This is a genomic window from Psychrobacter sp. TB55-MNA-CIBAN-0194 (assembly GCF_040309505.1).
Taxonomy (GTDB): Bacteria; Pseudomonadota; Gammaproteobacteria; order Pseudomonadales; family Moraxellaceae; genus Psychrobacter; species Psychrobacter fozii.
Genome location: NZ_JBEOOW010000002.1, coordinates 120629 through 142943, shown reverse-complemented (window position 1 = coordinate 142943; position 22315 = coordinate 120629). Strand labels below are relative to the sequence as shown.

17 protein-coding genes and 2 tRNA genes are annotated in these 22315 nt (G+C 43.0%); 6 read left to right on the top strand and 13 right to left on the bottom strand.

Annotated elements, in window-relative coordinates:
• Positions 1–71: 71 nt before the first annotated feature.
• The gene (gene rarD, locus AAEY75_RS03235; protein WP_197218389.1) at positions 72–1142 is read right to left on the bottom strand and encodes an EamA family transporter RarD; all 1071 of its coding nucleotides are present in this window, start codon (positions 1140–1142) and stop codon (positions 72–74) included.
• 200 nt (positions 1143–1342) lie between these two features.
• The gene (gene gyrA / locus AAEY75_RS03230; protein WP_197218388.1) at positions 1343–4144 is read right to left on the bottom strand and encodes a DNA gyrase subunit A; all 2802 of its coding nucleotides are present in this window, start codon (positions 4142–4144) and stop codon (positions 1343–1345) included.
• A 439-nt stretch (positions 4145–4583) separates the two neighbouring features.
• On the opposite strand from gyrA, the gene AAEY75_RS03225 reads away from it, so the two are divergent.
• Together AAEY75_RS03225 and AAEY75_RS03220 are read left to right on the top strand one after the other, a co-directional pair.
• Positions 4584–4865: a hypothetical protein gene (locus tag AAEY75_RS03225; RefSeq protein WP_197132758.1), complete on the top strand. Its 282-nt coding sequence runs from the start codon at positions 4584–4586 to the stop codon at positions 4863–4865.
• A 334-nt stretch (positions 4866–5199) separates the two neighbouring features.
• On the top strand, positions 5200–6093 hold the full coding sequence (locus AAEY75_RS03220; RefSeq protein ID WP_352258372.1) for a methyltransferase: 894 nt from the start codon (positions 5200–5202) through the stop codon (positions 6091–6093).
• Positions 6094–6190: 97 nt separating this feature from the next.
• Here the strand turns inward: AAEY75_RS03220 and AAEY75_RS03215 are convergent, their stop codons facing one another.
• The 7 genes from AAEY75_RS03215 to AAEY75_RS03185 all read right to left on the bottom strand — a co-directional run bounded on the left by AAEY75_RS03215 (position 6191) and on the right by AAEY75_RS03185 (position 16566).
• Positions 6191–7399: an ABC transporter ATP-binding protein gene (locus AAEY75_RS03215; RefSeq protein ID WP_502944361.1), complete on the bottom strand. Its 1209-nt coding sequence runs from the start codon at positions 7397–7399 to the stop codon at positions 6191–6193.
• Between the two features lie 110 nt (positions 7400–7509).
• A complete protein-coding gene (locus AAEY75_RS03210; RefSeq protein WP_352258370.1) occupies positions 7510–9204 on the bottom strand; it encodes an ABC transporter permease in 1695 nt (564 codons plus the stop codon).
• A 127-nt stretch (positions 9205–9331) separates the two neighbouring features.
• Entirely contained in the window at positions 9332–10441 is a 1110-nt protein-coding gene (locus tag AAEY75_RS03205; RefSeq protein WP_197100725.1) for an extracellular solute-binding protein, read from the bottom strand.
• Positions 10442–10848: 407 nt separating this feature from the next.
• A complete protein-coding gene (locus tag AAEY75_RS03200) occupies positions 10849–11583 on the bottom strand; it encodes a 16S rRNA (uracil(1498)-N(3))-methyltransferase (protein WP_352258368.1) in 735 nt (244 codons plus the stop codon).
• Entirely contained in the window at positions 11580–13172 is a 1593-nt protein-coding gene (locus AAEY75_RS03195; protein ID WP_352258366.1) for a 3-deoxy-D-manno-octulosonic acid transferase, read from the bottom strand. The genes AAEY75_RS03200 and AAEY75_RS03195 overlap by 4 nt, the downstream gene beginning before the upstream one ends.
• A 143-nt stretch (positions 13173–13315) precedes the next feature.
• Positions 13316–14824 (bottom strand): tetratricopeptide repeat protein, encoded by a 1509-nt coding sequence (locus AAEY75_RS03190; protein ID WP_352258364.1) that lies wholly within the window; start codon positions 14822–14824, stop codon positions 13316–13318.
• Positions 14825–14928: 104 nt separating this feature from the next.
• Complete coding sequence (locus AAEY75_RS03185; RefSeq protein WP_352258362.1) at positions 14929–16566, bottom strand: cardiolipin synthase; 1638 nt, start codon at positions 16564–16566, stop codon at positions 14929–14931.
• Between the two features lie 294 nt (positions 16567–16860).
• Between AAEY75_RS03185 and AAEY75_RS03180 the strand changes: the two genes are divergently transcribed.
• The 4 genes from AAEY75_RS03180 to AAEY75_RS03165 all read left to right on the top strand — a co-directional run bounded on the left by AAEY75_RS03180 (position 16861) and on the right by AAEY75_RS03165 (position 18924).
• A tRNA-Val gene (locus AAEY75_RS03180) sits at positions 16861–16936 on the top strand.
• 52 nt (positions 16937–16988) lie between these two features.
• Positions 16989–17065 (top strand) — tRNA-Asp (locus tag AAEY75_RS03175).
• A gap of 337 nt (positions 17066–17402) precedes the next feature.
• Entirely contained in the window at positions 17403–18527 is a 1125-nt protein-coding gene (locus AAEY75_RS03170) for a threonine synthase (protein ID WP_352258360.1), read from the top strand.
• Between the two features lie 19 nt (positions 18528–18546).
• Positions 18547–18924, top strand: coding sequence for a RidA family protein (locus AAEY75_RS03165; protein ID WP_352258358.1), 378 nt, complete (start codon positions 18547–18549; stop codon positions 18922–18924).
• A 114-nt stretch (positions 18925–19038) separates the two neighbouring features.
• Here AAEY75_RS03165 and AAEY75_RS03160 read toward each other — a convergent pair whose 3' ends face one another.
• The 4 genes from AAEY75_RS03160 to AAEY75_RS03145 all read right to left on the bottom strand — a co-directional run bounded on the left by AAEY75_RS03160 (position 19039) and on the right by AAEY75_RS03145 (position 22274).
• Positions 19039–19899 (bottom strand): LysR family transcriptional regulator, encoded by an 861-nt coding sequence (locus AAEY75_RS03160; RefSeq protein WP_352258356.1) that lies wholly within the window; start codon positions 19897–19899, stop codon positions 19039–19041.
• A gap of 309 nt (positions 19900–20208) precedes the next feature.
• Positions 20209–20883 carry a molybdate ABC transporter permease subunit gene (gene modB / locus AAEY75_RS03155; protein WP_352258617.1) on the bottom strand — a complete coding sequence of 225 codons (675 nt, stop codon included), beginning with the start codon at positions 20881–20883 and terminating at the stop codon, positions 20209–20211.
• Positions 20884–20956: 73 nt separating this feature from the next.
• A complete protein-coding gene (modA, locus tag AAEY75_RS03150) occupies positions 20957–21790 on the bottom strand; it encodes a molybdate ABC transporter substrate-binding protein (protein WP_352258354.1) in 834 nt (277 codons plus the stop codon).
• On the bottom strand, positions 21783–22274 hold the full coding sequence (locus tag AAEY75_RS03145) for a molybdenum cofactor biosynthesis protein MoaE (protein WP_352258352.1): 492 nt from the start codon (positions 22272–22274) through the stop codon (positions 21783–21785). The genes modA and AAEY75_RS03145 overlap by 8 nt, the downstream gene beginning before the upstream one ends.
• Between the last annotated feature and the right edge of the window lie 41 nt (positions 22275–22315).

Sequence of the window (22315 nt, the reverse complement as noted above, 5' to 3'; positions counted from 1 at the left end):
CAGATAAGCAATGCCAGTGTTCACCTATTGACTCAACTTCTTCATTGAGTAAATTAAATGCACCTAACTAATTATTTTAAATCAAGTTTCTCTATTTTTTGCTGTATCTTATTCATCTTTTTTTGGTAGCGGCGTTTCTTACGAAAACGATGGGCTGTTAGCACGCCATCGATACGCTGATTGATAAAATGACGCCGTGGAGGAAAGCCCCCTATCTGCGGTTCTCTATAACCATGCAAATGATCATCACGGCGACGAACCATATAGCCTGTCGCACTATCCGCCATCATAACCAGTAGCGCAAGCGTAATCATGCCGTACATAAAGAGAGAACCGCCCTCCTCAAGACTCTGACTGAGAACGGTAATAGATAACACAAATAGCAGCATAGGCTCTACATAGCTTAATGCCCCAAATAATGACACGGGCAGCTTACTACTAGCAATCATTGTCAACGACATCGCAAGCGCACTAAAAGCACCAAGCAATGGCAATAGATACCAAAATTTCATGTCTTGTGTTGCCACACTAAAGCCACCACTAAAATATAGCATGGTGAGTACCACTGGCGTGAGCAGTGTCAAATCAAACAGCAGACCCGTCACTGGTGGCACAGACAGTGTACGCCGCAGCAGATAGTATGGCGGATAACCCAAGCACACAAACAGCGTCACCCAAGATATTGACCCATATTGGAATATATCATAGCCGATACCCATCGCTGCAAATAGTGCTGCCGCCCACTGTAATACGCTCATATACTCATGGTAAAAAAACCGACCCAGTACTATCATCACTAGCGGCAACAGAAAGTAGCCCAAAGTGACATCCAAACCAAAGCCGTTCACCGGTGCCCACATAAACAGCCAAATCTGTCCACCCAAAATCGGTGCAGGTAATATAAATATTAACCATTCTTTGATCGTCTTGAGCGTCTTTATATAGTCAAACACATGCTGCCACTGCTTGGTAAAACTGACTAGTAACATCAGACTCAACAGCATCATCAACACACGCCATGACGCTACTTGTGTGCCAGTTAAGGGCAGCATAAAAAGCCCGAATAGAAACATCATCGCGAATAAAAAGCTCGATGATATCGATGCAAGGGTACCTTGAAAGGTTTGATTGGTCGTAAACATAACAACAGCCTTAAAAATATAACTTTATGGGCGTAATTTATAAAAAATTATAGAAGCTGGGGTTTATATAACTTAAGAGCTAACAGCAGACCTCAAAATTAATAATCCTCAGAAAAACAAAAAAGCCTCCGACGATAACGTCAGAGGCTTTTCTAGAACAATCATATAAGACTAGATCAAAAAGCTAACTACTGAGGCACTTACTCGCCGTCTAATTCATCACTGTTTGCAATATCAATAACATCACTAACGTCGGTTGACACTGCGTCACCAGTCGCCGCATCAATATCTATCTGCTCTTGACCTTCTACATCGAACGTACCATCTTCTTTCATGGCATCGATAAGCTCATCATCGCCTTCTTGGTGCTCGACACGTGCCATAGCGACCAGCTTTTCATCTTTTGACAGACGAATCAGCGTGACACCTTGAGTATTACGACCAGAACTGGCCACATGCTCAACTGGCGTACGAACTAACGTGCCTTTGTCAGAGATTAAGATGATGTCATCTTCAGGATCAACCTTAGTGGCACGAACCAGCGCACCATTACGCTCACTGGTCTTGATAGCGATCACACCGCCACCACCACGATTTTGCGTATTGAACTCATCAATGAATGTACGTTTACCAAAGCCATTTTCACAAGCAATCAGAATTTCACGTACATCATCTTCGATAACGACTAATGATTTGATAAATTCGTCAGTAGCCAGACGCATACCGCGGACACCTTTCGCAGTACGGCCCATCGCACGAGCGTCATTCTCATCAAAACGAATGGCTTTACCACTTGAGGCAAACAACATCACTTCTTGGCTACCATCAGTGATACGAGCGCTGACCAATTTATCGCCGTCTTCTAGACCAACTGCAATGAGACCGTTCGAGCGAATATTTGCAAACTGCTTGAGCTCTACGCGTTTCACGGTACCATTAGCCGTTGCAAAGAAGACAAAAGGCGCCTCTGCTTGGTTGCTGCCCTCTAATGAGTCATCATCGCTATCTATTAAGATATCTGCGTCTGATATCTCACCTGTAACCGATGTGTCCTCTACGATTTTTGGAATCGGTAATATCGTCGTAACGGTTTCATCACCATTTAAGCCAATTAGATTGACCAATGGACGACCACGTGCACCGCGGCTGGCGATAGGCACTTCAAAACCACGTAAGCTAAACACACGCCCACTATCCGTGAAGCACAATACGGTAGAATGCGTGGATGTCACGACTAAATGATCAATCACATCATCTTCTTTCATCGCCGTTGCAGACTTACCTTTACCGCCACGTTTTTGCGCGACATAATCATCAATTGGCTGAGTCTTAGCATAGCCAGTACGCGACACTGTCATCACAACGGTTTGCTCTGGAATAAGGTCTTCACGGCTAAAGTCAGTACGTGAGTCAATAATGTCCGTACGGCGCTCGTCACCAAAGTTATCACGAATCTCAATCATCTCATTCGAGATAATGGTCATTAACTTATCAAAGTCGCCAAGAACAGACTCTAAATGTGCGATTTCACGTAATAAGTCTTGGTATTCTTCAGTTAATTTGTCTTGCTCAAGACCAGTCAGACGATGCAACTGCATATCTAAAATGGCATTGACCTGTTCAAGAGACAAGCGATAACTCGCGTCATTCTCTATTAAACCAAACGGTGCTTTAGGATCTTCGCCTTCGATAAACTCAGGACGTACAGATTGGCTGCCAGCAGCGGTAAGCATCGCAACGACGCTACCTGAGCCCCACGTATTATTTAGCAGGCTTTCACGTGCTAAACCACGGTTTGCAGATGCTTTAATTGTCGCAATAATCTCATCAATATTGGCCAGTGCAACGGTTAAGCCTTCAAGCAAATGACCACGGACGCGCGCTTTGTTCAATTCGTAAATAGTACGACGTGTCACCACTTCTTGACGATGACGGACAAATGCAGCAATCAACTGACGCAAGGTCAATATCTTTGGCTGACCGTTATCTAGCGCGACCATATTGATACTAAAGCTAGACTCGAGTGGCGTTTGTAGAAACAGGTTATTAACAATAACTTCAGCAGTCTCACCGCGGCGCAAGTCAATAGCGATACGCATACCGTCTTTGTCAGACTCATCACGAATTTCGCTAATGCCTTCGATTTTTTTATCACGTACGAGTTCTGCGATACGCTCAATCAGTTTGGCTTTATTGGCTTGATAAGGTACTTCTGTGAATACGATACGCTCGCGATCACGATTGACACCAGCATTGCTCATCGGCTCGATATGATAACGACCACGAATATGCAAGCGGCCTTTACCCGTACGATAAGCATCTAAGATACCGGCACGGCCATAGATAATACCGCCTGTAGGAAAGTCAGGACCTGAGATATGTGACATCAGCTCTTCAGCTGAAACTTGTGGGTTTTCGGCATATGCCAAACAAGCATTGATCACTTCAGTCAAGTTATGCGGCGCCATGTTGGTCGCCATACCGACAGCAATACCGGTTGCACCATTGACCAACAGGTTAGGAATGCGCGCTGGCATGACGCTTGGCATGCGCTCAGAGCCATCGTAGTTGTCTTCCCAATCGACCGTGTCTTTGTCCAAATCAGCAAGCATCTGGTGGGTCAGTTTGGTCATACGTACTTCGGTATAACGCATGGCTGCCGGAGGATCATCATCGATCGAGCCAAAGTTACCTTGACCATCAACCATCGGATAACGCAAGCTGAAATCCTGCGCCATACGGACAATCGCATCATATACAGCGCTATCACCATGCGGATGATATTTACCGATGACATCACCGACCACACGTGCTGACTTCTTGTATGGCTTATTGTAGTCATTAGATAGCACATGCATGGCATACATCACGCGGCGATGGACAGGTTTGAACCCATCACGTACATCAGGTAGCGCACGCGAGACAATCACGCTCATCGCATAATCCAGATAGGACTGCTTCAGTTCATCTACGATGCCAATAGGACTGACCGACTCGCTCATATACACTCCTTCACTCATATCCACGCTATTAATTTTGCAGGCTTTATAGATAGATTATTAGCGCCCATAGATTTTGATAAAAACCAATAAATACAACGGGAACAGCAACACTATAAAGCGTGAAAAATACTGGGAAAATGATGATATTTTTGATAGTAAAATAAAGAAGCTATTTTAGCACAAATTTGCCGATTTAGGGGGTTCCGAGCACTATTAAAATCAAGCAAAACAGCCTATTAACTGCAATATTTGAAGCAATCAACACCCTCTGAAAATATATTACTAACAGGCACGTTTTGATTGGCTGATTTTGCCATTTCTAGCCCATGTAAAGGCTATCCAGTAAATTGAAAACATGCCCTAGACAAAAAAAATTTAAACGCTACACTAACTTATCTTTTACAACACTTAAATAACGACTTAACAGGCTACTCTTATTATGGATATCATTCTTGCGATTGTTTGGATTTTAGCAATGGTGCTGTATAGCTTTTCGAGCGATTATGTTTCTAAATTTCCTAACCATAACAATCGTGCTGTACCTTATGTCCGTTGGGGCACACTTTTAGTCGCTATGGCCTTATCAGCATACTTGGCAAAAGCCTATCAAGAAAACCTACAAGGCAATGGTATGTGGGTGTTTGTTATCGTCGTATTTGTCATTATTATTTTATCGAAAATCATCTTCAAATGGGTCATTAATAGACGTTTGAAACGCTAGGGCGTGTGCTCATTTTAAAAATGGTGATAAAAATGAGATAAATAGCAGTCAAACAAGGAAAATAGCGCAGATAATATCGAGATATTAGTCAGCTATTTGACGCTGTTTGGCAAGATTTAGCCATTTTTAACCCATTTAGATAACTATCGATTGAATTGAGGACACGCCCTAAGTTGTACTGAACACTTTTCTTATAGTCAAAGAAATCTAAAACAGCTACAAGGCAGCCGACCGCAGATTGTACATATAGTACTTCTAGGGAGGGTAACACCGTAGCGGTTTGGTAGTTCGCTGACTATACTCTAAACCTCTTACTTATTGATCTAAATACCTTATGCCAACTAAACCTCAAGACAGCCAACCTGAATCAAACCGTTCCATATCAATAGAGGTCGATCGAACAGAAGTTGAACAAGCAGAAGTTGATCGAGCAGATCGTAGCTTTGATGCTATTGCAGATCATTTTGAAAAGAAAGTGTACGGCGGTTTAAAAGGTGACATCAGACTGGCAGTACTGCGCCGTGACATCTTTGAGTATTGTACACAAATGAGCAAAGATCTGAATCGACCGCTACGTATCTTAGATGTGGGTGCAGGATTGGCTCAGATTTCGATAGAACTTGCTGCACAAGGTCATACACTGATTATCAATGATATCTCTGAGAATATGCTAGAAAAAGCAAAAGCAAGCGCGGGAAAGAGTAATCAAGTGTTAGATATCACATGGCATGTTTGCCCGTATCAAGATCTTGCAGGAAAGCTAACAGATAATGTAAATGGCGATGAGAAAGATAAATTTGATTTGATACTCTGTCATGCCCTACTTGAATGGTTGGCAGAGCCCGCTGCCGTCATGAGCTTTTTTGATCAGCATCTAACAGATAATGGTGCGCTGTCACTGTGCTTTTATAACCCAGCGAGCTTCGATTATCGCAACCTGATAATGGGGAATTTTAATTTACTTGATAATCCCGAATACAAAGCTGACAACAAAAAAAGCCTAACGCCCAATTACCCTGTCGCTAAAGAAGAAGTAGAGTCTTGGCTGGCAACGCATCATTATAAAACGGTGCGCACCAGTGGTCTGCGTGTATTTCATGACTATGCACCGCTCAAACGTGGCGGACATAATGATCCAGAAGCAGTCATTCGGATGGAACTGCGTTACTCACAACTAGAACCCTACAAGTGGCTGGGACGCTATTTACACATACTAGCCACTCGTTAAATTAATACGTAATCATTAATCTATCCGAGCTTTCATACTTGTTTCTTTGAGAGATAAGTATTTAAAAGCAGGTCTTTTGAGCAATGTCTATTAACTGCTACTGCGCCTCTTCTGACCTATCGTACTCTGACCACGTGGTCGCATTGATGTTCTTTTCATCAAATACGACCACATGCTCAAGCATGGGTAAAATACCGATGCGTGTGCCTATGCCATGGTTGTGATGGCTGGCAACTAGAGACAGTACGGTCTGCCCATCGTCGAGCTGTAAGCGATACAAGTAGTTCGCACCGCGAAACACACGCCCGATAACCAATGCTGTCTGCTTACTATCATCGTCATGAATAATATCGTCAGGGCGTACCAATACTTTAATCAATGTACCATTTGGATAATCATACTCGCAGTACTGCGATTGACCCGACTCATCATGAACTTCCATACGGCGATAAATATTACCCAGTGCTGTCTCAACATGACCTTCTTTGATAATGCCATCTATCATCGCACCCTCGCCGACGAACTCGGCAACGAAAGGACTAATTGGCTCATGATAAAGCTCGCTCGGCGTCGCCCACTGCACCAACTTACCTGCTTGCATGACCCCAACTTTATCCGCTAATGCAAATGCTTCGTTTTGATCATGCGTTACCAAAATAGCCGTAGTATTGGTACGTTTTAGGATATCACGGACATTCATTGCCAATGACTCGCGTAGCACCACATCCAAATTCGAAAACGGTTCATCAAGTAGCAATAGTTTAGGCTTCGGCGCTAATGCACGAGCTAAGGCTACTCGCTGCTGCTGCCCACCTGAAAGCTCATTCGGACGTTTGTCCGCGTGCTCGGTCAACTCAACAAGGCTCAGCATTTCAGCGACTCGTGCTTTTTTGTCAGCGGCAGACCATTTGTTAAGACCAAAAGCGATGTTCTTTGCCACGCTGAGATGACCGAATAATGCATAGTCCTGAAACACCATCCCCATGCCACGCTTGGCTGGGGCTACTGTATATGACTTGCGATCGGTGATATTTGTTAAGCATTGATTACTCAAATGAATATTGCCGCCACGACTTTGCTCTAGCCCTGCAATGGCGCGTAATGCGGTGGTCTTGCCGCAACCGCTGTAACCCAGAAAGCAGCCAATCTCGCCTTGCTGTAGCACTAGCGACAGTCCATTAACGATGATCGTATCGTCATAACCCACGATTAAATCTTGCACACTAAAATAAGAATTGATACTAGTATCTGCTTCAGTATCCATTGATTGAGAGCCTGATGAGCCTTTGATTGAATCAGTGTGCATAGACGGTACCAGTTAGCGATTAGTAAATAAAATCCATAGATAAAGCAGTAGAACGATAGAGAAATTACGACGAAAGACTATAATATTTGAGAGGAATTTTAACACCACGTTTAGCTTTGCTTGTCGCTTTGACGCAATAATATCCAAACAGGCAACAGACCAACCAGCACAATCAATAAGCTTGGTAACGCGGCTCGTCCCCACATGCCTTCACTGGTCATCTCAAACACCCGTACTGCCAACGTGTCCCAGCCTTGACGTCTGGTCATTAGCGTAATCGGCATCTCTTTCATCACTTCGACAAAGCCCATCAATAACGCAGTCAGTACACCAGGACTGAGCACTGGTAACATCACATGTCGCCATCGTTGATACGGGCTATCACTCAGTAATTTAGCAGCCGCCTCTTGATTGACGGTTAGCCGTTGCAATTGACGGTCGACGGGTTGGAAACTCACCGTCATAAAGCGCGTTGATAATGCCAATAGCATAACAATAACACTACCTGATAGCACTTGCTGTGACGTAATACCAAAGGCAATCATTTGATTGTCTAACCATGCGATTGGAATGAAGATTCCGACAGCCAATACTGTACCGGGTACTACATAACCCAAATTGGCCAAAGTGGTCATTAGCTTGGTTGACTTGTCAGGATACTGTCGTTTTATCCACGCAATAATAATGGCCAAAAAGCCAATAAAAATCGTGGTCATACTTGCAATCATAAGGCTATTGGTCACAAAACCAATATAACGCGCATCGAAATCTTGTCTAAAGTTTAATGCGGTCCAATAGATAAGCTGAAGAAACGGTATGAAAAAAGCCACTGAAAACACGAACGTACACAGTAATGTCATGGCCCATTTAGCTGATTTACTGACTTCAAAACGCTGGCTACTGCCTTGAGTGATAGACTGACCACGCTTTGCCTGCCAATACTGCTCAAACAATACGACGATAAATATCATGCCGATTAATAGCGCTGCCAGTTGTGCCGCAGTCGTTAGACTGAAGAAGCCAAACCATGCTTTGTAAATAGCCGTGGTAAACGTATCGACATTGAAGACTGACACTGCGCCAAAGTCTGCAAGTGTCTCCATGCTGGCCAATAATAGACCACCAATAATCCACGGAAGTGCTTGCGGTAATGCCAAACGAAAAAATACGCGGCCACGGCTCAGACCCAGCATCTGCCCTGCCTCTATCGCCCGCCTGCCTTGCGATAAGAACGCTTGGCGTGCCAATAGATAAACGTAGGGGTAAAACGCTAGGGATAATACCAAACCTGCACCCCAGACATTACGTACCGAAGGGATTGCAGTGCCGATACCCATATCGCGTAGACCTGTCTGTAATGGCCCACTAAAATCTACAATGCCGAGAGTAACAAACGCCAATACATAAGCAGGTATCGCGAGTGGCAACATCAATGCCCACGAAAAAAAACGCTGCCCGGGGAAGCGGTACATGCTCGTCACCCAAGCGAGGGCGGTGCCAACCGTTCCAGAAATCACCACTACCATTAACAACAAAATCGCGGTATTTTTCAGGACTTGCGGCAGTACATACTCTGCCATGTGCGTCCAGATATCAGCGACAGGCTGGGTCCACGATAGCAGTACGATTACAATTGGCACGAGCATAAACAACGAAATCAGTCCTAAGACTGATTTTGAGATAATGCGTTTACGGAGGGTATGGTCTTGACTAACAATCTGATGCTTATCAATAATAGCATTATTAATTACCGTGTCATTGACTGTATCATTCTGACGTACAGACGCGTCTGGCATTGTGCTCATAAATTATTACCGTGTCATACGCATAAAGACCTTACATCATACCAACCTCAAAAATGCTATGAGCCGTATCAAACTTAGCCAGCTAGCTTATTCTCGTTTTTAAAATTGGTATTATTGGTAGTGACGCCTATTTATAACCTGCTTTGTCCATCAACTGAATAGCTTGGGTTTGCAATTCGCCAAACTTCTGCACATTAATATCATCTTTGTTGAATGGGCCCCATGATCTGAGTAGATCTGATTCATCAATACCTTCTTTGACTGGGAACTCTTTATCTGAGCTGGCATACAGGCCTTGCGCTTCATCTGATGACAACCACTCTATTAGTTTAAGCGTACCGTCTGGATTATCTGATCCAGCTACCACACCGGCGCCCGAGATGTTCACATGCGTACCAGTCGTGTCTTGGTTTGCCCAAAATATACTTACTGGGAAATCTGGTTTTTCATCTAGCAGACGACCGTAATAGTAACTATTGGCAACACCCACTTCACACTGACCAGCGGCGATGGCTTCTAGCATAGCAACGTCATCACTGAATACGTCAGTAGCTAAGTTATCAACCCAACCACGAACGATTTCTTCTGTTTTTTCTTCGCCCAAATGCTCCATCATACTAGCCACAAGCGATTGGTTGTATACCTTCTTAGATGTACGTAGGCATAATTTGCCTTTCCATTTTGGATCGGCTAAATCTGCATAAGTAGATAGCTGGTCGGCGCTGACTTTGCTTGGGTCATAAAAGATAGTACGAGCGCGTAATGACAGACCCGTCCATTGACCTTTTGGATCGCGATATTTTGCAGGAACGTTGGCTTCTAATACAGTAGACGATACTGGCTGTAACAGGCCCTGCTCTGCCGCTTGCCATAAGTTACCAGCATCCACTGTCAACAGCATATCGGCTGGCGTGTTCTGACCTTCCGCTTTCAAACGTGCCATCAGCGGGCCTGTACTGTCCGTCACCAACTCAACCTTCACACCTGTTTGTTCGGTATAACGATCTAGCAATGGCTTAATTAACTGCTCATTACGTGAAGAATAAATAGTAATCGTTTGCTCATCTGCACCTGTAGCACCATCGTTAGCAGCTTGTTCTTCAGTACCCGCCTCTCCAGTTTCTTCTGTCGTAGATGAATTACTACAGCCTGCCAATCCCAACATCATGCCAAATACGGCAACAGGCAAGATAAGCTTGGTAGAAGTTAGGTTAGCGCTAATGGCACTTAATGACATGGTTTTCCCCATAATAATGCTAAAAAAGATAAGACAGCAATGGTACAGAATGGCAATAAAACCCTGACTATCAAAAGGGGCAATACTGCGACAGATGAACACGATATACTAATCGAAATGAGAGTAATTATCAATCCATTTATTTGATTCAGAATCATGCTAACTTTATGAATCAGCAATTATTATTGAGATACCTGTTTATCAACTTTGACGGCCAAATGACTCACAGAGATTTTGCGTATTTTCAGGTATTTTTGATATAGTTAAGGAAGTCTAAATGGGTACAAGGCAGCTGATTGAATATTGTACAAGTGCTACATCTAAGCAAGGTGACTTGTACATCTAAGTAAGGTAACGCCGTAGCCGTTTAGTCGTTTTCTAACTATTAGCAACTCTCTGACCATACTTTACTGTAGCAGCCACTGTCCTAAGATAGCATTCACGGCGGCTTCGGTACGTAAGATGCGAGATCCTATATTTACGGCTGTGCAATTTTGTGCGGCAAGTAGCTCTATCTCATAATCTATCCAGCCACCTTCAGCACCGATACAGACCAAGCTTGGAAGCCTTAGTGTTTGCTGTGGTGATTGCTGTAGTAAGTACTGTGCAAATGACAGATCACTATACGGATGCGCGACGATAGCACGATTGGTTATTAGACTTGCCAGCTCATCCTCGACAAATGGCTTAAAGCGCTTTTCTAACCTGATACGAGGTGCAATCGTATCAACACCTTGTTGCAGTCCTTCTAATACAAACTCATCGAGCCGCTCAAGCATTGGACTTTGCCAATAGCTTTTTTGGGTGCGATAGCTATTGATAAGGACAATATCACGTGCGCCCAATGCGGTCATATCCATTATCAAGCGTCGTAATACTTTAGGGCGTGGCAATGCTAATACGACCGTAAGATTTAACTTAGGCGGCGGTACAATACTAAGCTGAATATCACACAACTGAATACTGTCGGCGTTGATACTTTTTATGACAGCAGTACCTAAATGACCTTCTAACTGGCCAATTTTTAGCGTGTCACCAACTTTCGCGCCTAGCACGTTATTGGCATGGCTGATTTGCGATGGCTCATTGATTACTGCTGAGTCGTTCGAGAAGTTCGTAGCGGGCAATAATATACAGTTCATAGCAGCTCTTGATTTGAGTATTGCTCAATCACGTCTTCAATCATGGTGAATTGACGCACCAATACGGCTTGCTTCTGCACAGTCAATTGCGCGCCTGCTTGTCCCGCCTGCTTTGCAACATCCAGATGACTCAACCAAGATAATAACTGCTGATAAATAAGCGCCGCATCGTCATTTTTACCTGCCTTAGATAAAGTCTCTGTACTCGCCGTATCTAAAGCAACAGAACTATAAAACGTATTGTTTGGTTGATATAATGCGCCAACTTCTGACAATCGATCAACCACCGTTTGGCAAGACTGAGTATAGCCTCCCATCAGTACAGGCGTTGCGATACTGGCTGGCTCCACAGGGTTGTGCCCGCCCACATCAACCAAAGAACCACCAACTAATGCCACATCTGCCAACTGATACCACGTCATTAGCTCACCCATACTATCAGCCAGATAAACATGCGTATCTGCGCTAATAGATTCCTCTGCACTACGCCGTGCCATCGTTAATTCTGTACTTTGAATGAGTGCTGCAACTTCGTCAAAACGCTCAGGATGTCTAGGTACGATAATGAGTAGCGCATCAGCAAGTGCGGGATTGGATAGTAGCTGTTTGTGCAGTGATAATGCGATTTCTTCTTCGCCGCTATGCGTGCTTGCTGCCACCCAAATCGGTCGACCTACGACACCAAACTCTGTTGCCAGCTCAATTTTTTGGTGTTGTATATGCTGATATTCATCCTCTATACCGACTGTTCTCGCATCAGTAACAGCCATATTGCTATGAGCGGTGCTATGAGCAGTATTGTTTTTTGGCGTATTAATCACCCACTTCAACGAGCCTGCCACACGAATTTGCGCACTATCAGCGCCTAACTGCCGAAAGCGTTTGGCTGATTCATTGTCTTGCGCAATAATTAACGCAAGGTTTTTCATCATGCTACGGCTGACAGCACCAATCTTTTGATAACGCGTAAAAGATGACGCAGACAGCCGACCATTGACTAAGATGCTAGGAATACGATGTTCAGACAGCTTGGTTAAGATATTAGCCCACAGTTCTGTTTCTACAAACAATGCGATATCAGGCTTTACATGAGCTAAAAATCGTTCGATCACAGCAGGACTATCGACAGGTACGTAACTGTGGCTCACTCGACCTTGAGCAATCTCATCGGCGAAACGACTCGCACCACGAGCAAAGCCAGTTTGAGTGGTGTTGGTTAACCATATCTGATACCCACTAGCCAATAGCATATCGAGTAACGGTGCGACCGTATTGGTCTCACCCAATGAGACTGCATGGCACCAAATGACACCTTTATCAGTGCTAGGTATATCTACTGGTGCGAAGCTAGCATCCTCTGCATTTACTATTGGAACTGATGGATAGTTTTTACCAAAACGCTGCTCAACTTCTTGCTGATAGTTGTCACGCTTATGTGAGCGTCGCCATACTTGCAGTCGATATGCGGGCTTAAGTAAACTGATGGCAAACTGGTAATAAGATGGCGGCTGATAGACAGTTTGGCTAGTCAACGATTCAGAATCAATCGCGGATGAAGGACAATCGGATGAGGTATGAGACGATGGCATGAAGTAGCCCAGATTAGTAATGGATCGAATAGTAGAAAGTAGCGGTAAAAATTGCGCCAATTCTACCTGAATTTGGCGCGTAACAATAAACTTTTATCGCATACATAAGTCAGGAATTAAATACCTAACTCAGTAAAAAGCCTTTAAACAATGATTAATATCAGTAACGCAACCACTATAACGGCTGCAAATAATAACTGATAACGCTTGATACTATGCTGTTCTTGCTTCTGTGTCGTTATCAGTGTTTGTGCTTGCTGCCATTGTTCCACGATTTTTGCGGCTTCCATATGGCCATTTTCTGCTGCTTGCTCTAGCCAATATTTTCCATTATCAATATCTTGCGCCACACCTAGCCCTTGGTAAAACATCTTACTTAATAGGCGCTGAGCACGACTGTCATTTTTGCTAGCTGCTTGCTTGACCCAAGCATTACCCGATTCTGTAGCAGCACTTTTATCAGCCGCTATACCTTCATCGAGCAACTCATACATCGCCAATCGTAACATCGCGGCAGTATTTCCAGCTCTTGCCACCTCTTGTAGCTTTAACAACGCTTGTTTTTTGGCAGCCAAATGATTCTCTGAAAATACGATCTGCGCGCGAGGTTTGTTTTGTTTGGCAAGGTGTTGCTCAAACTGCTCTAACACATTACTGGCTTGCTGATATTCAGTCTGACCAGATGTCTGAACCACCTCAATGCTCTCTAACTCTATGCGCAGTTGCGTAAACATTTCTGGCATCGACAAATCTTTTGAAGATGTCAGTGGCTGTTTTGACAATTGGCTAGAGATAGCGTGTTCTGAGACAGTATTTTCTACTGGTTTAACCTGTTCTATTAGCGGCTCTTCTTTAGATAAGACAAGCTGACTTTGACTATTTGGCTGAGCGAGTACTTTAGGTTGTGCTATAGCATTTGGCGTATCATTTACCCATTGTTTTTCTAATGGTATATGCATATCAACTGCTTTGACGTTCTCTATGTTAGAGCCTGCATTTATATCTGTATCTGCATGCTTTGATCTGCTTTCAGTAATTTGAGTAACTGGTGCCGGTGTGCCGGATTTAACCACTTGATCATCATTTAGTTTTGGCAATCTTGCATTAACTGCTTGATATAGACCGCTAGCGACTTGACCTCCTTGTACGGCCTCAAACTGTCTATCAATATGACCAAATAAACGTAATCCAATCGGCTCTAAGGCAAAAAACAATGATGTATCAGCATTAACACCAGCGTTATCACGATAAATGACCGCCATGTGCTGATAAAAATCATCTGTTATAAGTGACAATTCCGGATAACGTTTATGTAGCTCAAATTGTCCGTACCAATGCGATGTGCTTTGCCATTGCTGCGCCAAGACTCGCCCAGCATAAAACGCCACAAACATCATGAAGTTACGATAGCGCTCATCGACCAACAATAATGCTTCATCCCATTGACCGACTTTAATCATTTCACGGCGTATCTTCGACAATAACGTATCTATGCGTTGTAGGCTTGCCAGCGACTCATCTAGCACGCAATCACGAAGCTCCGTTTCGTAAGCAATGCCGCCAGCAATAGCGCGTCCAGCTAGAAAGTCTTGCCAATAGCCTGCTGCAATATAGTCAAAAGGCGTTAAGGGTGATGCAGACGATGCATACATAGACAAGCGCGTCCTTTATATGGATAAATTAATAATAGAAAACATAAAACCATCATGGCACCAAAACCAGATCAGCGGTTTACCTTACCCTAAAATTGAAAACGCTACAATAAAGGACTAAATAAACGGACGACGTTGTCAAACAACCGCTCTGATCCACGACGCTGCTGCCAATCTTCTAAACTTAAAAACCGGCAGCTTTCTAAGTAAGCCGCTTGGCAATCTGCCACTTGGGCGACCATTTCTGGCGTATAAATAGCCAAACTGACTTCCATGTTTAAATAAAAGCTGCGCATATCGATATTCACAGTGCCAAACAGACAGTAATCATCATCGATCACCACCGTTTTGGTATGCAACAGCCCGCCTTTAAACAAAGCAATGGTCACACCTGCTTCCAGCAACTCTTGATAATAGGCTTGAGATGCGTGCTGCACAAGAAATGAGTCGACTTTCTCAGGCACAATAAGTGTGACATCCACCCCACGCTTAGCGGCTGTCGTCAATGCACCCGACAGTGCTTCATCAGGTACAAAGTACGGGGTGGTAATACGAATACGTTTATTGGCACGATGAATCACCGTGACCAACGTGTTATAAATCACGTGTTCCGTCACTTGCGGTGCCGAAGGTATTAGCTGAGCAATCACATCCTCTACGATAGGCATCTTCGGTATCACAATCGATGTCGAGCCCATATCTGGCTGTTTATGATAGTCGATACTACTCCCTAGCACTTTTACCCGACTGTTTAGATCATTAATAGTTGGGTTCATCACATATAGCTTACGTGTATAGCCATTTACTCGCTTATTAAGTGCGTGTAGATTGTCATTATTTTCAGCACCAATATCCGTAGCCACCACGATTGCCATGGCTGTCGTAATACTAATAGAGTGTTGACTAGTCGTGCGTATTGCCACATCAATCCACTGGCCAACATTTTTATTTTGTTTAAAAAACCTCGGATCGACCAAGTTAAAGCTACCGATATAGCCAATATATTCATCAATAGCAACGAGCTTACGATGATTACGCAAGTCAGAACGCTTAAACAATGTCTTAAACAGACCCACTGGCAGCGACTGATGGACAAAAACGCCTGCTTTTTCTAATGTCTGGTGCGCATCACTATTAAAGAAGCTGAAACTGCCCACGCTATCCGCCAATATATGACACTCTACCCCGCGCTGCGCTGCCACTGACAACGCTTCTATTACCTCTATCACCTGCCCCTTAGGATAAACAATGTAAAACTCCATCAGGATAATGCTCTGTGCAGCATTGATATCTTCGATCAGGCTCTGAAAAATAGTATTGGGATCAGTCAATAACTGCATTTTATGATTAGGAAATACCCCAAGCCCTGTCCAACGCGTGCCTATTTGACTGACACCGCGATAGTTGGCTGGCAATAAGTCTTTACCTTGATCAAAAACCAAATGCTCACGCTGTGCCATATCATTCATCAATACGCCCGCTTGGTCTACCCGCTCGCGATAGCGTCGCCCAATCATTGGCTCACCTAGCAGTATATAAGCGATAAATCCAAAAACAGGCACTGTATAAAGCACAGCGACCCAAGCAATCGACACGCCTATATTGCGCTGTACCGTTACAACACGTAGCGTCATGACTATCATGAGAACAATGTGCAATACCAAACCCAATCCTGCAAAATCACCCCAAGACCAGGTCGTAGCAGTTTGTTCAACAATGGAATTATCTATGCCAGCCTCCAACGATTAAAATAAATAAAGCATGAGTCGTAAAATATTATCAATAGTATAGTAGTTTTTAGCCATCAAACAATAGCTAGCCATAATAAGTGATTTTATGGCCACCTCAGTAAACACGTGGCTTGCGCGCCTATCGATGACGCTATACAGAAATTATTTTAAATTATTTACGTAAATTTTAAAAAACTATTTGACAGGCAACTATAAATCTATATAATACACATCCACAGCAGCAGAGCTTAGTGACAAACTTAAGAGCTCAGTTGATGTTGAATAAATTGCATAGCAATTATTCGCGGGTGATTAGCTCAGTTGGTAGAGCGTCTGCCTTACACGCAGAATGTCGGCGGTTCGAATCCGTCATCACCCACCACTACTTTAGCGAAGTGGACCTTTCATAAAGGTAAAATACTAAAGAGACCTAAGCAGCGGTAGTTCAGTTGGTTAGAATACCGGCCTGTCACGCCGGGGGTCGCGGGTTCGAGTCCCGTCCGCTGCGCCATATTTAAAACGAATTTAGACTTTCGAGTTTAAGCAAGTTTCGCCTCAAACATTAGATTGTTTGAGGTTTTTTTGTGTCTAAAATTTTCTTGAAAATTTTTATTTATAGAGCTTAGATATTTCTTTTGTATCAACTCTGAAGAAATACTCCACTCTTTTCCGCTTTCATAATTTGAATCAAATCATACTATCCTAATGGCCCCTTTGTTACTCAAGCCAACTACCTTAAACTTTATGGTAATCAATTCTAAACAGGCATACAACGTATTTGAATCTTTCTCTTATTGATTGCCCGTATTACTAATATCCTATGTAAAACAAACATACTAAGGATTAATATGAAATACATATGCATGAATTGTGAGAAAGAGTACGCGCCAGAACCTCTTCTTGTTTGCTGCGATTGTGGCTCCGCGTTATGGGTTAAACCCGAGAAAAATTTTTCAAAGTCAGATCTTATCACTGATGACTTTACCATGTGGCGGTACGCCAACGCCTATGCCTTAGACAAAGAATCTATCGAGATCACATTTAATGAAACCATTACGCCACTAGCCTCTGCAAAAATTGGTCATGTCAATATTTTAGCAAAAATGGATTCATTAATGCCAACCGGCTCTTTTAAAGATCGCGGTGCCGCTATGGTCGTGAACTATCTAAATTCACAAGGCATACGAAGCATTTCTGAAGATTCAAGCGGTAATGGCGGGTCAGCTTATGCAGGATATGCTGCCAAAGGGAATTTTGACTGCAACATCTTTGTACCAGTAGGGACTTCGCTTGGCAAAACCGTTCAGACTAGAGTATATGGCGCACGCTGCTTTGAGATTGAAGGTTCCCGAGAAGATGTCGCAAATGTAGCCATGAACAGCAAGGCAACACACGATAGCTATTATGTTGGACATAACTGGCATCCATTGTTTATTGAAGGCATCAAATCCATTGCCTACGAGATATGGGAGCAATGTGGTTACAAAGCTCCCGATAATTTTGTCACACCAGCAGGCAATGGCAGTTTATTAGCAGGCGCCTATTTGGGCTTTATGGAACTCTTAAGGGGTGGCGCTATAGACAAACTACCACGCTTATTTGGTATTCAAACTGATGGTATCCAGCCCTTTGTACAAGCGTTCAATAATGAAGACATTAGAGTTAGCTCAACTGATACACTTGCTGAAGGTATTAAGATTCAGCGTTCCTCTCGGCTCAAAGAAATCATTGAATTTGTCCGTCAGTCGGATGGTCGTTTTATAAGTGTGAACGAATCAGAGATCAAAGAAGCTTTGCACATGATGGGAAAGCAAGGATTTTTTATTGAACCCACATCAGCGACCGCTTTTGCCGGCATCAAAACATTGATTGATACAGACCAAATTATGGAAGGACAAGTCACTGTGGGTGTGATCACGGGTAATGGTCTTAAATCGACAAACAAACTACAAGATTTACTGATTAATGCTTAATAAAGACAAGGTGACTCAAATGGAATATATCCAAACTGACAACGCGCTAAAGCCTGCAGGTCATTACAGCCAAGCGATTAAACATGCTGGATTGCTTTATGTGTCCGGTCAATTACCTATTGACCCTGACTCCAGCAAAAAGGTTACTGGCGATATAAACACTCAAGCGAGATGCATATTCGATAACATAAAACTAATCTTGAATCAAGCTGGTACTGATCTCAATCAGGTTATTAAACTGGTTATCTATATCTCAAGTGTGGAATTATGGAATCAAGTCAATGACATCTGTGGTGAGTATTTTGTTACCCATAAGCCCGTTAGAACCATTGTACCAACACGAGATCTACACTTTGATTTCAGTATAGAGATCGATTGTATCGCTATTTGCAATTAATCTTTACTGCCTTAAAGTAAGTAAGGTTTAGTAACAGACAATGCCTTCACTTCGCATTAAGCAGACGCTCTAGAAAATTCAGCATTCGTATTGCAACAGCGTTACTTTTAATATTTATTTAGTTGGGAAGTTTGAGTCGTAGGAGTACTCGCAAAGCTTCTGAACCAAGTTCTTGACACGACTCATACCATAGCTCTTTTGTCTAACACAAATATTCACAGGTCGAACAAGATCGTCTAGTTCTGAAAAGTAATATATGTTAGATTTTTCTATACACAGTCCATTAATAATTGATAATGGAATGAGTGCAGCAGCTGCCCCACTCAACGCGAGGTGTGTAGCTGCGTGATAAGAGTCAAGCTGCATTACAGGCTTAATATTGAGTCTATCCAATATGCCTAATTGATAGGAGTTAGCAGAATTACTTAAATCCGTGGTAATTAACTGTGTAGGCAAAGTTTGTAGCGGCTTATTACTTACTATATAAAAATGTTCATCAAATAAATGGAACATAAGTAGTCCAATGCTTGCCGGTAAATAGCCTGCACTCAACCCCATGGTCACTTTTCCTGATTTGACATTCTCTATAATTCTGGGGGTATGGTTAGTGGACAGTACAATATTTCTATCAAGCTGAATAGCTGAGGCAAGTAGATTGCTGAAGTACCCTGAGATTAGCGTTTCCGAACAATCAACTTTGAGAGGTAAATCATTACTATCCATGGTACTTTGGTCATAGACTTGACCACGTAGCTCATTGAAAGTCGGTCCAACACTATTTATTAAAGCGATAGCATCGTCAGTCAAACGCACGTAACGACCTTGAGGCTCAATGAGTTTTTTGCCTATCTTTTTTTCTAGATTATGGATGCGTTTACTGACAGCAGACTGGCTTATAAATAGTAAGCTACCCGTTTTACTCATCGTCTTTGCTTCAGCTAGAACTAATAACGTTTCAATTCCTTCTAATAACATATCCTGTCTTCTTCATATACTAAAGGTACTGGTTTTAATCATTATATGCCAGACTTTAGATAGTCACGGTTTTTAAATGATTATGATTAATAGTCCTTATTATAATTAATGCGCTTAACAAGTGAGAGAGCTTGTAAGGTCACGCTAGGGGTCACGGGTTCGAGTCCCGTTTGCTGCGCCATATTTAAAACGAATTTAAACTGTTAAGTTTAAGCAAGTTTCACCTCAAGCATTAGATTGTTTGGTTTTTTTGTGTTCGCATATTTATTCCGAGCTTTTATCTAGGATTGGTAGATAAGCGTTATAACGCTAGAGACGCCTATCTATTCGACTCAGACTAGCAATCAAGACCACCATGAATACGCCGATAATAATAAGCAAGCCTGACATCATGTGTGCTGCTTCATAATTAAGGGCTTCGACTTGCTCATATATCGCAATCGATATCACCTTAGTCTCACCAGAGATGCTACCACCTATCATCAGCACGACACCGAACTCACCAATAGTATGGGCAAAGCTGATCAAGCTACCTAGCACGATACCAATGCGCGCTTGTGGTAACGCGACGGTTATAAAACGCCTGAGACGGCTCGGCTCTAATAAGCTTGCGACTTCCGTTACGCTTTTCGGAATACGTAAAAACTGTGCATAAACAGGTTGGATATAAAAAGGTAATGAGTAAATAATAGAACCAATTACCAATCCTTCGAAGGTAAATATCAATGGGCTGATATTATGCTCACTAAGCCACCGCCCAATACTCATACTAGGACTAAACAATAATAAAAGGTAAAACCCTATAACAGTAGGCGGCAAAACGAGTGGCATAGCAATAATGCCTATAAGCAAGACTTTAAGTCGTGCTATATATTTGTTATTACTAGGTTTTGCAAGCCAATAGGCTACAGGCGTAGCAAATAATAATAAGCATAAGGTAGTGACACTAGCAAGCTTAATACTGACCCAAAGTGGGCTGAGCATATCTGACATGAGCGATGGGTCTATCATATAATGTCACGGCTCGTTCTATGGGTATAAGAGGCAATCTAGCGAATTACTCAATGGACAGATAGCCTGCTTGTAAGAAATGCTGTTGCCCTGCTGGTGAGCGTAAATAGTCAGTGAAATCTACTGCCATATCTGAGTCACTGATTACGATGCCATCTTGCAATATAGCAGGATAGGTGTCTGGGTTTAGCGTCATAAACTGCTCAGGCTTGGCTTTAATCGCGATGAGCTGAGACTGCGCCACAAAGCCATAATCAACACTAGCGGTATGTGCATACTGAAAGGCTTGGCTGATATTCTCTGCTTGTATGATTCGTTTTTGCTTACTTAAAGGCTCATAGAGGTTTTCTGATTCTAAGAACGCTTTAGCTGACGCGCCATAAGGGGCAAGCTCAGGATTGGCGATGGTTATTTTAGCGGTTGCATCATTCATAAAGACATCAGCCAGTGAGTCTATATTGAGTTCATTCAATGATTTGGTCACGCTATATAGCGCCAATTGACCTTGTGCATAAGTAAACGGAGGATGTGTTATCTCGTTTGAATGACTACCCTCTTTCTCATCCGCAAGCTTAGCAGGAAATTCTTGATTGGCTGATAAAAATATATCATAAGGCGCGCCAGCAATTATTTGCGCATATAGCTTACCTGATGAGCTATACGTGACTTCAATGTCAGATTCAGCTAAATTTTTATCTGCTTGATATGCATCAATAATACTCGGTAGTACATCAGATAAATTGGCAGCAGCAGCGATACGTAGCGTCTGGGCAGCCTCAGATGAGTTGGCATTAGACTCTATATCATTACTACTCTCTTGCGTACAAGCGTTCAATAATACTAGCAACCCAGTAGATGCTGATAACGCTAACTTACCCATTATTGCTTAGCCATTTAGATGAGTCATCCTCGTAATACTCTTGTTTCCATACAGGAATATCTGCCTTTACCGTGTCTAGTATCCAGCGACAGGCATCAAAAGCGGGGTAACGATGGGCAGAAACGACGCCTACCCATATGGCCACATCACCCACTTCTAGTGCGCCAATACGATGTATCGCAATAGCATGTGTAATCTCAAAACGCTTCTTGGCTTCTTCTATGATCGCGCGTCCCTGATTGATCGCCAAATCCTCATAGCCATAATAGGTCAAACGATCAACGCTAGTGGCATTATTATGATTGCGCACTCTTCCTTCGAAGCATACAAACGCGCCGCAGCTATCGTTATCGAGCGTTTTTTTGAGTCTGTCCTCATCAATCGCTACATCTAATAAAGCAAAACCATCACGCTCAGCGACTGCATATACTTCATCCACACTACGCTTGATCGTCATCGAATGGCTATGAACATTATCTGTCATGTATTTTCTCTGTTTATTCTACGGTCTGTTGAATAGTTATG